General features: G+C 57.5%; 12 protein-coding genes. 11 read left to right on the top strand and 1 reads right to left on the bottom strand.

The window, feature by feature from the left end; genetic code table 11:
• Window positions 1-39: 39 nt before the first annotated feature.
• The 8 genes from AC6I6N_RS13855 to AC6I6N_RS13820 all read left to right on the top strand — a co-directional run bounded on the left by AC6I6N_RS13855 (window position 40) and on the right by AC6I6N_RS13820 (window position 7,960).
• Window positions 40-828 carry a cyclase family protein gene (locus AC6I6N_RS13855; RefSeq protein WP_108727026.1) on the top strand — a complete coding sequence of 263 codons (789 nt, stop codon included), beginning with the start codon at window positions 40-42 and terminating at the stop codon, window positions 826-828.
• A gap of 329 nt (window positions 829-1,157) precedes the next feature.
• Window positions 1,158-2,126, top strand: coding sequence for a PDR/VanB family oxidoreductase (locus AC6I6N_RS13850; RefSeq protein ID WP_094195169.1), 969 nt, complete (start codon window positions 1,158-1,160; stop codon window positions 2,124-2,126).
• Between the two features lie 23 nt (window positions 2,127-2,149).
• Window positions 2,150-3,484, top strand: a complete 1,335-nt coding sequence (locus AC6I6N_RS13845; protein WP_094195170.1) for an aromatic ring-hydroxylating dioxygenase subunit alpha — start codon at window positions 2,150-2,152, stop codon at window positions 3,482-3,484.
• A gap of 2 nt (window positions 3,485-3,486) precedes the next feature.
• Entirely contained in the window at window positions 3,487-3,969 is a 483-nt protein-coding gene (locus tag AC6I6N_RS13840; protein WP_009463815.1) for an aromatic-ring-hydroxylating dioxygenase subunit beta, read from the top strand.
• A gap of 19 nt (window positions 3,970-3,988) precedes the next feature.
• Complete coding sequence (locus tag AC6I6N_RS13835) at window positions 3,989-5,620, top strand: AMP-binding protein (protein ID WP_497943579.1); 1,632 nt, start codon at window positions 3,989-3,991, stop codon at window positions 5,618-5,620.
• Between the two features lie 4 nt (window positions 5,621-5,624).
• A complete protein-coding gene (locus AC6I6N_RS13830) occupies window positions 5,625-6,806 on the top strand; it encodes a thiolase family protein (RefSeq protein ID WP_094195173.1) in 1,182 nt (393 codons plus the stop codon).
• The gene (locus AC6I6N_RS13825; protein WP_094195174.1) at window positions 6,806-7,207 is read left to right on the top strand and encodes a Zn-ribbon domain-containing OB-fold protein; all 402 of its coding nucleotides are present in this window, start codon (window positions 6,806-6,808) and stop codon (window positions 7,205-7,207) included. Before AC6I6N_RS13830 ends, AC6I6N_RS13825 begins: the two co-directional genes overlap by 1 nt.
• Before the next feature lie 21 nt (window positions 7,208-7,228).
• Window positions 7,229-7,960: an SDR family NAD(P)-dependent oxidoreductase gene (locus AC6I6N_RS13820; RefSeq protein WP_094195175.1), complete on the top strand. Its 732-nt coding sequence runs from the start codon at window positions 7,229-7,231 to the stop codon at window positions 7,958-7,960.
• 38 nt (window positions 7,961-7,998) lie between these two features.
• Here AC6I6N_RS13820 and AC6I6N_RS13815 read toward each other — a convergent pair whose 3' ends face one another.
• Complete coding sequence (locus tag AC6I6N_RS13815; RefSeq protein ID WP_094195176.1) at window positions 7,999-9,420, bottom strand: MFS transporter; 1,422 nt, start codon at window positions 9,418-9,420, stop codon at window positions 7,999-8,001.
• Between the two features lie 68 nt (window positions 9,421-9,488).
• Between AC6I6N_RS13815 and AC6I6N_RS13810 the strand changes: the two genes are divergently transcribed.
• The 3 genes from AC6I6N_RS13810 (at window position 9,489) to AC6I6N_RS13800 (ending at window position 12,045) form a co-directional block, all read left to right on the top strand.
• Window positions 9,489-9,929, top strand: coding sequence for a helix-turn-helix domain-containing protein (locus AC6I6N_RS13810; protein ID WP_094195177.1), 441 nt, complete (start codon window positions 9,489-9,491; stop codon window positions 9,927-9,929).
• Window positions 9,930-10,236: 307 nt separating this feature from the next.
• Window positions 10,237-10,740 (top strand): TRAP transporter small permease, encoded by a 504-nt coding sequence (locus AC6I6N_RS13805; RefSeq protein WP_094195178.1) that lies wholly within the window; start codon window positions 10,237-10,239, stop codon window positions 10,738-10,740.
• 15 nt (window positions 10,741-10,755) lie between these two features.
• The gene (locus AC6I6N_RS13800) at window positions 10,756-12,045 is read left to right on the top strand and encodes a TRAP transporter large permease (protein WP_094195179.1); all 1,290 of its coding nucleotides are present in this window, start codon (window positions 10,756-10,758) and stop codon (window positions 12,043-12,045) included.
• Window positions 12,046-12,060: the final 15 nt, after the last annotated feature.

Below are 12,060 nucleotides of genomic sequence, written 5' to 3'. Positions count from 1 at the left end.
CACTTATAACGATGACATAAGATCTAAGTAGGAGATGACATGAGCGACAAGAACCCATTGGCAGCCTTTATCCAGGCGATCGACAGCAAGCAGGTCCGTTTCGTGGATCTGACCCAGACTCTGTCTCCCAGCTTCCCCGCCTTGCAACTGCCCCCTCAGTTTGGCCAGACGGTGGGCTTCTCGATTGAGCGCATCAGCCAATACGACGAAAACGGCCCAGGCTGGTACTGGAACAACTTCACCTGTGGCGAACACACAGGTACCCACTTTGACGCGCCAGCACACTGGATCTCCGGTAAGGATCATCCCGACAACACCGTCGATACCATTCCGGTGGACAATTTCCTGCGCCCTGCCGTGGTGGTGGATGCTTCTGCTGAAGTGGCCCAGAACGAAGACTTCATCCTGACCTCGGAGTTTTTGCAGAACTGGGAAGCCAAGCATGGCCGTATTCCTGAAGGCGCCTGGGTACTGTTTCGCACCGACTGGTCCAAGCGCGTGAACGACGCCGAGGCGTTCCTGAACATGCGTGAAGACGGCGCTCACACGCCTGGCCCAGCACAGGAAGCGGTGGAGTGGATGATTCACGAGCGCAAGGTTCACGGTTTTGGCGTTGAAACCATCAACACCGATGCAGGTCAATCCTACGCTTGGCCTATTGCCTACCCTTGCCACACCCTGATGCACGGTGCCAACCGCTACGGTCTGCAGTGTCTGTGCAATCTGGATCAACTGCCCCCTCAAGGTGCGCTGATCATGTCGGCCCCTTTGAAGATTGAAGCTGGCTCTGGCAGCCCCTTGCGCGTCGTTGCGCTGGTTGCCCAATAAGTAGAAAAAGGGGGGACAACGGCAGAATTGTGTACAGTACGGTTCTGCTGTTTTCTCACCTAGTGGTTTTCCATTATATTCGGCAGTATATATTTATCCGTAAACTATTCATCAATAAAATAAATTCACAAAAGAATGAATAGCGATCCAGCCGTACAGCCAGTGTGGATGTCAGGCAGCCGGTTTTAGCGGAGACAGTAGACGAGCCTTACGCAGCCTTGATCGGCTACGAGATACCGTCCCATTGCCGCCTGCGGCGCTACATGATGCCATGGCTTGGCCTTTTCGGCTGGGTAATTGATGTAGTCATGCTCAATGGTAGGCACATGATGGATACTTTTGAACTCGTCATCCGGGACATCCAGAACGCATCCCCGCTGATTCGCAGTTTTACGCTCGAGCCTGCCCAGGCCGGTTCCCTGCCCGCGTTTGCGCCGGGCTCGCACCTGCAGGTACAGATCCCTGATCTGAACGATCACCGCTGTTATTCCTTGATTTCGCTGGACGCCGACACGGCACAGGGTCCGACCTGTTACCGATTGGGTGTGCGCCTGGAGGACAACAGCTCGGGTGGTTCGCGCTTCATGCACAGCCTCAAAGTCGGCGATACGCTGCGCGTGGCTGGCCCCAAGAACGATTTTCCCTTGCATGCTGCCGCTGCCGGCGAAACCGAAACCGTGCTGATTGCCGGTGGTATCGGTATCACCCCCATTGCCAGCATGGCCGCTGCCTTGCATCATCAAGGTCGCCCGTACCAACTGCACTATGCCGGTCGCAGCGTGGAACAACTGGCCTTTCTGGACGAGTTGACGGCCCTGTCCGGCCCGGCTCTGCGCCACTACGCGGATGACAGCGAAGGCCGTTTCTGCCTGAATACTTTGCTCGACGGTCTGTCCAAAGACCAGCACATTTACGTCTGCGGCCCCAAAGGCATGATTGATGCCGTGATCGAAGCCTGCAAGCAACGCGGCTGGCCTAGCGACCATGTTCACTTCGAGCTGTTCATTACCGCCGCTCCCCAGGAAGGCGACCAGCCTTTTGAAGTGGAATTGCGCCAGACTGGCGTGACCCTGCACATTCCCGCCGACAAGACCATTGTGGACGTGATGGAAGAGCAGGGCCTGGACCCCATGATCGACTGCAAGCGCGGCGAGTGCGGCGTCTGTACCTGTGATGTGATCGAAGGCGAGGTTGACCACCGTGACTACTTCCTGAGCGACTCGGAAAAAGCCAGCAACAAGGTCATCCAGATCTGTATTTCCCGCGCCAAGACCCCGCGTCTGGTGCTGGATCTATAAGCCCAAGGGCGACGGAGAACATGATGGAAAAGTATCGTGATAATCCCCAGGCCATCCGCGATTTGGTACGCGAGGCCGAGGTCCACAAGGATTTGTACATCAACCAGGAGCTGTTTGAACTGGAGATGGAGCAGTTGTTCGTCAATACCTGGGTCTACGTTGGCCATGCCAGCCAGGTGCCCAATAAAGGCGACTTCTACACCACGACGGTCGGTACGGAGTCCGTCATCATGGTGCGCCATACCGATGACAGCATCCGCGTGCTCTACAACCGCTGCCCGCACAAAGGCGTGCAAGTGGCGGGCGAGACCTGTGGCAACACGGGCAAATTCTTCCGTTGCCCCTACCACGCCTGGACCTTCAAGACCGACGGCTCGTTGCTGTCCATCCCTTTGAAGAAAGGCTACGAAAACACCGGCTTTGAATGCACCGAAGGCAGCAAGGGCATGGCGGCGGTACAGAACGTCAAGGTGTACCGCGATTTCGTGTTCTGTCGCCTGGCCGATGAAGGCGTGAGCTTTGAGGACTTTTTTGGTGAGTCCCTGAGCACCATCGACAATATGGTGGATCGCTCCCCCGAAGGTCGTCTGGAAGTGGCCGGTGGCGTAATGCGCTACATGCACCAGTGCAACTGGAAAATGCTGGTCGATAACCAGACCGATACCTGTCACCCCATGGTGGCGCACGAGTCCTCGGCTGGTACGGCTGTCAAAGCCTGGGAAGCGGCCCCTCCAGGTACGCCCAAGCCCATGGCGGTTGAGCTGTTCGCCCCGTTCATGTCGCCTTACGAGTTCTACGAAGGCATGGGTATTCGCGTGTGGGAAAACGGTCACGGCCATACCGGCGTGAGCAACTCCATCCACGCGGATTACTCCGAGATCCCCGGTTACTGGGACCAGATGGTCGAAGCCTACGGTGAAGAGCGTGCCAAAGCCATTTTGGGTGACACGCGTCACAACACCTGTTACTTCCCCAACATCATGGTCAAGGGCCCGATCCAGACCTTGCGTTTGTTCAAGCCGCTGGCCGCTGACAAGACCTTGGTGGAGTCCTGGACCTTCCGCCTAGTGGGTGCGCCTGACACCTTCCTGGAACGCACCCTGATGTACAACCGCTTGATCAACGCACCGACTTCCATGGTCGGCCACGATGATCTGGAAATGTACGAGCGTGCCCAGCAAGGCTTGCAGTCGCGTGGCCGCGACTGGATGAATCTGGCCCGTCTGGTGGAAAAAGACGAAGACCAGCAAAAGAATGTGGTGATCAACGGCACCAGCGAAATGCAGATGCGCGCCCAGTTCCGTGCCTGGCTGAAGTTCATGCTGCCCGAGCAGCAGGCTAAACAAGAAGAGGAATAACCATGAGCGAAATCAGCCGTCAGGCCCTTATCGATTTTGTGTATGCGGAAGCCCGCCTGCTGGATGAACAGCGCTACGAGCAATGGCTCGACCTGTTTACCGAGGATGGCTACTACTGGATGCCTCTAGTGCACGATCAGCAGGATGCTCGTTTGCATGCGTCCCTGATGCACGAGGACAAACTCTTGCTGCGTATCCGTGTGGAACGTCTTGCAGGCCGCCGTACCTTTTCCCAGCAGCCCAAGAGCCGCAGCCATCACTTGCTCCAGCAACCCACCGTGGAAAGCATGGACGAGGAAAAAGGCGAATACACCGTGCGTTGCGCTTTCCATTACACGGAAACGCGCGGCGACAACCAAGATATTTACGTAGGCTGGAATACCTACACCCTGGTGCGCCAGGACGACGCCTTGAAGATCCGTCTGAAACGAGTGGATCTGCTTAACTGCGACGCGCCTTTTGGCAATATCCAGTTGTTTATGTGACAGGACAGGAGAATTTTTGATGGCCAACACCACGGTCTACCAGGCTTTTCGAGACACCGCCCAGAAATGGGGCGACAAGCCCTTTGTATGTACCCTGCCTGAGACCGCTGAGATCTACGGTATTGAAGCGGGCGAGCTGACCTACGGTCAGGCGCTGGAGCGTATCGACGCCTTGCGCGGTGCTTACGCGGTTGCTGGCTACGGCCACGGTCACCGCGTCGGCATCCTGCTGGAGAACCGCCCCGTGTTCTTCCTGCACTGGTTTGCACTGAACAGCCTGGGCGTGTCCATTGTGCCGATCAATCCAGACCTGCGCGCTGCCGAGCTGGAATACCTGATCGGCCATTCGGAAATGATCATGGCCATTGCCCTGCCCAGCCGCCACCAGGATCTGCTGGAAGCGGCTCAGCGAGCCGGTCAGCCCTTTGCCATCATGGCCGATGGCGACATGCCTCCAATGGTAGAGCGCGCCGCTTGCCGCTCCTGTGATATTCCTGATGAAAACAGCGAATGTGCCCTGTTGTACACCTCTGGCACCACAGGCCGCCCCAAAGGCTGCATGCTGGCCAACCAGTACTTCCACTACGCCGGTGAGTGGTACCGCGACATTGGTGGTCTGGCCTCGCTGGAGCACGGCAAAGAGCGCATGCTGACTCCGCTGCCCCTGTTCCATATGAATGCGATGGCCTGCTCGACCATGGCCATGATCAAGACCGGCGGTTGCCTGATCTCCCTGGACCGTTTCCACCCACGCAGTTGGTGGGATTCGGTACGCGAATCCGGTGCAACCGTGGTGCATTACCTGGGCGTGATGCCCGCCATTCTGATGAAGGCCGAGGCCAGCGAAAAAGATCGTCAGCATAGTGTGCGCTTTGGTTTTGGCGCCGGTGTGGATCGCGGTCTGCATCCCCTGTTTGAAGAACGCTTTGGTTTCCCGCTGCTGGAAGCCTGGGCCATGACCGAAACTGGCGCCGGTGCCAGCATCATCGCCAATCACGAGCCACGTTTTATCGGCACCTCCTGCTTTGGCAAGGAAATGCCCGTGGTAGAAGTGCTGCTGCGCAAGGACGATGGCGAGCCTGCTCAAGCCGGTGAAAACGGCGAGCTGCTGGTGCGTTCGGCCGGTGACAACCCACGCTACGGCTTTTTCTCCGGCTACTGGAAAGATCCAGCGGCGACTGATGAAGCCTGGGAAGGCGGCTGGTTCCACACGGGCGACATTGTTTGCCGTGACGAACAAGGCTACCTGCACTTTGTGGACCGTAAAAAGAATGTGATCCGTCGCAGTGGCGAGAATATCGCTGCCGTGGAAGTGGAAAACATCATGCAGCAGCACCCGCTGGTGCGCTCCATTGCCGTGGCTGCCGTGCCCGACGCCATCCGTGGCGACGAAGTGATGGCGCTGGTGGTGCCGTACAATCCCATCGAAACCCAGGAACAGCGCGAACAGGCTGCCCAGGAAATGGTGCAGTGGGGCCTGACTCAACTGGCCTACTTCAAGGTGCCCGGCTACGTGCTGTTTGTGGATGCCCTGCCGCTGACCTCGACCAACAAGATTCAGCGCGGTGAGCTGAAAACAGTGGCTCTGGCCGCTTTGGAAAACCCGGCCTGCGTGAACACCAATCACCTGAAAAAACGTCAGGAGGCCTGAACCCATGGCCTTGCCGCAAGCAGCCCGCCAGGGCTATGACGATGTGGTGCTGGTCGCCCCGGTGACCATCCCCTACGAGCGCCATTCCGAGCAGACCGCCCATTGGTGGCTGGGTGCGGCATTGGGCCAGTTGCTGGCCCAATCCGGCCTGAAAAAAGCCGATGTTGATGGTGTGTGTGTGTCCAGCTTTACGCTGGGCAGTGACACGGCTGTCGGCGTGATGCAGCATTTTCAGATGAGCCCGCGCTGGCTGGATCACATCCCTATGGGTGGAGCCAGCGGCGTGGTGGCCATGCGCCGTGCGGCGCGTGCCGTGCAGTGTGGTGATGCGTCCATCGTGGCGTGTATTGCGGGCGATACCAATCACCGCGAGTCCTTCAAGAACACGGTGTCGGGCTTCTCGCGTTTCTCGCAGGATGCTGTCTACCCATACGGTGCCGGCGGCCCCAATGCCAGCTTTGCGCTGCTGACGGACTACTATATGCGTCATTACGGTGCCACGCGTGAGGACTTCGGCAAGCTGTGTGTCGCGCAGCGCGACAATGCGCTACGCAATCCGCATGCCCTGATGAAAAAACCGCTGACGCTGGAACAGTACATGGAGGCGCGCGTCATTGCCGACCCCATCCACTTGTTTGACTGCGTGATGCCGTGCGCCGGAGCCGAAGGCTATCTGGTCATGCGTCGTGAACAGGCCGAAGCACTGGGCCTGCCTTATGTCCGTATCCGCTCCACTATCGAGCGTCACAATGCCTTCCCTGAAGACGCGGTACAGCATCGTGGTGGTTGGGCCATGGACAAGGATGCGTTCTACGAACACGCGGGCCTTACCCCGGCAGACGTGGATTTCATGGAAACCTACGATGACTACCCCGTCATCAACGTCCTGCAGTTTGAAGACCTGGGATTCTGCGCCAAGGGCGAAGGCCCGGCGTTCATTCGCAAGAACACCTTTACCGTGGATGGCACTTTTCCTTTCAACACCAGCGGCGGCCAATTGTCGGTAGGCCAGGCCGGCGCAGCCGGTGGTTATCTGGGCCTGGTCCAGGCGCTGCGCCAACTGACGGATACCGCAGGTGATACGCAAGTGGCCAATGCCCGCATCGGTTTGGTGTCCGGCTTTGGCATGATTAATTACGACCGGGGCATTTGTACTGCCGCGGCCTTGCTGGAACGGGGGCAGTGATGAGCGATACCCAAATCTTGCCACCGGGCGCACGCAGCGCCACGGCAGCCGGTCTGACCGAGGCCGCCCAGCGCGGCGAGTTTGCCCTGCAAGTGTGCCCGTCCTGCGGCACGGTGCAGTATCCCGCCCGCGATGTGTGCGGCCATTGCCTGCACACCACGCTGAACTGGCAGGCCGTTGCCAACACTGGTGTTCTGCAGGCCACGACCACTTTGCATCACAGCAACGAACCCTATTTTCAGGCACGACTGCCCTGGCGTATCGGCACCGTTCAACTGGATTGCGGCCCTTTTGCCATCGCCCACTTGCCCGAAGGCGGGCAGGCCGATGAAAAAGTGCGCCTGAGTCTGGAGCTGGATGCCGGTGGCGTAGCCGTGCTGGTGGCGCGCCCTGCGCCTTGAATTTGCCTGGAGACAATCAAGATGACACAAGCTCACTACACCGCCATTGTGACGGGCGGCAGCACCGGTATTGGTGAAGACATTTGCCGCAAGATGCTCGATCAGGGTTACACCGTGATCAGCATGGCGCGCAATGTGCTGCCCTGGACGCACGAGCGTCTGCACTGCGTGCAGGTGGATTTGCTGGATGCGGCGGCAACCGAGAAAGCCGCCAAGGATATTGCTGAACGCTTTGAAGTGACCCACTTCATCCACAACGCAGGCGTGATCTGGCCCGCCTTGCTGGACGAGGTCAAGCTGGAAGACTTGCAGGGCCTGACCCAGATCCATCTGGGCGCGGCCTTGCAGATTACTCAGGCGGTGGTGCCTGGCATGCGCGAGCGCCACTTTGGTCGCATCGTGCTGATGTCCTCGCGGGGCGCGCTGGGTCTGCAAACCCGTACTGCCTATGCCGCGACCAAGGCTGGCATGTTGGGCATGGCCCGCACCTGGGCGCTGGAACTGGCTGACCAAGGCATTACCGTCAACGTGATTGCCCCTGGCCCCATCACCACCAATATGTTCTACGACGTGGTTGAAGCCGGTAGCGAACGCGAAGCCAAGCTGGCGGCCGCAATTCCTGTGAAGCGCCTGGGCCGTGCCGATGACATCAGTCGCGCCACCCTATTCTTCTCCGATCCTGAAAACAGCTTCATTACGGGCCAGACCCTGTATGTTTGCGGTGGTGCCAGCGTGGGTACGTTGACGATCTGATTGTCGGCTAGCGCGGATCGCCCTTGCGCTTGCATCAGTCATGGTTCACCTTTTGATGACATTGCGATGGATGTCGGTCGCTTCTTCCCCACGAAGAAGGTCACCATGGCAAGTCCGAACGAGGCTGCTGCCAAGAGAAACGTGTGGGAGAAGGCCTCGCCGATGGCGATTCGGGAACTTAAGGCCATCTCTTCATCACCCAGGAGCGAGGCAAAAAGTAGCGGCATCAGTGCTGCGCCGGTCATGAATCCAAGATTGCGTGACAGGCCTATCAGCCCGGAAACCATGCCCCGTTGAGCGTCTGGAGCGGCTGCCATAGTGGCGGTGTTGTTGGCGGCCAAGAACAGTTGAAAGCCCGGCGTTGTTAGTATCAGTGCCATGACGTAGCCGGGAATTCCAACTTGAAGGGGCAGCAGTGCGAAGCAGATCAGTCCGCCCGTCGCAAGCACCAGACCAGCAAGCACAATTCGATTGGTGCCGAATCGGTCCGTGAGCTGGCCGGCGGGTACACCGGACAGCGCGGCGGCAGCAGGACCGGCCGCCATTACAAGGCCCGCCATCAGTTCATTCAGGCCAAGGCCAAATGCCAGATAGAAGGGGCCAACCACCAGCGTTGACATCATGATGGCGCTGACAATCAGGTTCATGATCAGTGACGATGCAAGGACTCGATTACCCAACAGGGCCAAGGGCACCAGTGGGTGACTGGCGCGTCGTTGGAAGCCGACAAAGGCCGTCAGCGCGATGGCAGTTGCGGCGAGTAACATCCAGAGCGGAATGGCCATTCCGACCTTGCTGCCAGTGGCGGACATTGCGAAGAACAGCAGTGCCAGGCACAGCCAGAGGCTGCCCATCCAGTCCATACGCGCCGTCGTGGTGGTCGGTCCTTGCTGCTTGGGGATACCGATCGCCGTAATGGCGATCATGCCAAGGGCGCACACAAGCAACAGAACAAAGACCGAGCGCCAACCCAGAAGCTCAATCAAGCCGCCGCCAAGAGAAGGACCCAGCGCGGTCCCGATGGCCGACATGGTTCCTAGCAACCCCATCACCGCCCCCATGCGCTCTTTGGCGATCAGGGCTTTGGCAAGCGACATGGGTAATGCCATCAGGACTGCAGCAGCCAGACCTTGCCCCACCCGGCCCGCGAACAGCCAGCCCAGGTTCGGTGCTACAGCACAAGTGATTGAGGCCAAGGCAAAGAGCACCAGGCCGGAAAGCAGTACACGGCGACTTCCGTACAGATCTCCCAGGCGTCCGGCGGACACGATAGCCACCGTCAGCGAAACCAGATAGGCGAGCACGACCCATTGCACCTGTTGTACCGAGGCCGAGAAGACGGAAGCCAATGTTGGGAGTGCCACCGTCGTGACACTGATGCCCAGTGAGGCTAGCAGAATGGAGCCCGCCAGTGCGGCCAAAGCGAGCTTGTTGCCAGGTGGAAACGTCGGTTCTTTCATGTGTCTGACCCTTGATCTAGGCTTGGTTGCCAGCTAGTATCCAACTTCAAGTCAACTTGAAGTCAAGCATGAACCTCATTGATATCGGCATACTTTCAAAGACCAGTGGTGTCGCCACATCGACTCTGCGCTATTACGAGGAAATCGGCCTGATCCGATCCGTTACCCGAAACGGATTGCGTCGGCAGTACCGTGAGGACACACTCGTGCAGCTCGCTTTGATTGCCTTGGGCAAGAGTGCGGGTTTTTCGCTGGAAGAGATTGGTAGCATGTTTGACAAGGATCGAAAGCCAAACCTGCCCAGATCTACATTGAGTGAGCGTGCCGATGAACTCGATCGTCAGGCACAAAGACTGAAGACCTTGAGCAACATGCTGCGGCACGTTGCAGAATGCCCCGAGCCATCTCATCTGGAGTGCTCCAGATTTCAGAAGTTGCTTCGCGCGGCTTGCCCTACAGAGGCTGCCAGGGACGTGTTGCGACACGCTGTCAGAGAAAGTGATGCGTAACCCTTCACATTATTGAAAATATCTGGCCCGGCCCTTCAAAAGGGGAATATGGGTATCTAACTTCCAGCGTGATAGTCCTTGTTTTTACACAGGACAAGGGCTTTCGTTTGTGACTACCTTTCTTACTATGTGAGACCAAAATCCCAAATCCATGATTCTGGATGGAATTAAGGGTTTCTTTCTATTTACCTGCATTGGTTCATCTATAAACTATTTAGAACAAAAATATAACAATGCTCGCCGGTTTTTCGGGGGGCATGATGACCCAAAAAACAGGCCTACGCAGGCCAGAAAGAGTGGAGCTGTAATGAACGACGATCTGCCAGGAATGGAGCTGGTGCGTTCACGTGGAGTAGTACGGGTTGTAGAGACAATTCTGGATACTGCCTGTGTGGTCATCTTGATCCTGATGACTGGTGTCACGACCGTGGACGTGATTGGCCGGTATGTATTTCATGCCCCCTTGCTGGGAGCCTATGAGGCCAGCGAGATCTTGCTGGGCGTGCTGATTTTTGCGGCCTTGCCCCGCGTGACCTGGCATCAGCAACACCTGACTGTCAGTCTGTTGGATGCCTGGCTGGGGCCGTGGGCACGACGGGTGCAGCAATGCCTGATCAATATTCTCTCTACCCTCATGTTGGCCGTGCTGACCGTGTATCTGTGGCACCGGGCCAATGAGCTGGCTGAATATGGTGATATGAGCAATGCCCTGCAAGTGCCTATTGCGCCGTTTGCCTATGCCATCTCGATCATGACCGGCATCGCAGCGTTGGCTGCCTTGCTGCAGATTTTTCGCTCCCCTCGCCGATAAAGACGGAGTTGTTTCATGTTGATTTCTATTATCGGACTGCTTGTCCTGTTGGCTAGCTTGTTCATGGGTTTGCCCATTGCGTGGGGGATGCTGCTGGTTGGAACGGTGGGTTTTGCCCAGTTCACGGGCATGGAAGCGGCTCTGATCATGGCTGCGCAAACCAGTTTTGACACTGCCATGAGCTACAGCTTTACGGTGCTGCCGTTGTTTATTCTGATGGGTAATCTGGTCAATGCGTCGGGCCTGTCCAAAGACCTGTACAAAGCAGCCCACGCATTTATTGGTCACTTGCGTGGTGGCTTGGCGATGGCCACGATTGTTGCCTGTGGTGCCTTCAGTGCGCTCTGTGGTTCCAGTATGGCGACCACGGCTGCCATGGGCCGCGTGGCCATGCCCAATATGCGCAAATATAACTACGATGATCGTCTGGCCACGGGCAGTATTGCCGCCGGCGGCACACTGGGTATTTTGATTCCGCCCAGCGTCATGATGGTGGTCTATGGGATCTTGACCGAAACCGACATCGGCAAGCTGTTTGCCGCCGGTTTTTTGCCCGGCCTGATCGCCATGTTGATGTACCTGGTGACGGTCACCATCATTACTGCCATCAACCCCAATCTGGGCCGTCCGGGCGAGAAAGCCAGTTGGCGTGAACGCTTTGAGGCGACCAAAGGGGTGATGGCCATTACGGTGCTGTTTATCGTCATCATGGGCGGTATTTACGGGGGGGTGTTCACCCCGACTGAAGCGGCTGGTATTGGCGCGGCTGCCACTTTTTTGCTGACCTTGAAGCGTCGTGGCTGGCAGCCGCGCATGTATTTGACGGTGCTGATCGAGGCCGCCCAGACCACCGCCATCATGTTCGCTTTGGTGATCGGGGCTTTGGTTTTTACCAACTTTCTGTCAGTGGCCGGTTTGCCCAGTGAATTGCTCAGTTTCATCGAGGGCTTGGATGTCTCCCCGATTGCGGTGATTTTGATCATTTGCCTGATTTATCTGGTGTTGGGCTGTTTTCTGGAAACGATGTCCATGGTCATGCTGACCGTGCCCATCTTTTATCCGATTGTGGCCTCGCTGGGTTTTGATCTGGTGTGGTTCGGGGTGATTGTGGTGGTGGCCGCTGAAATCAGCCTGATTACCCCGCCGCTAGGATTGAATATTTTCATGATCAAGAACGTGATGTCTGATGTCTCCCTGGGCACGATTATTCGGGGTGTGACACCTTTTGTTCTGACCGATATTGCCCGCTTGTTGTTGCTGGTGTTTGTTCCCTGGATTGTTCTGGTTATTCCGAACAGTATGTAAAAGCGGCCCGGATGC

This window comes from Alcaligenes sp. LTN-3 (assembly GCF_059735605.1).
This window is presented reverse-complemented; position numbering and strand designations above follow the sequence as displayed.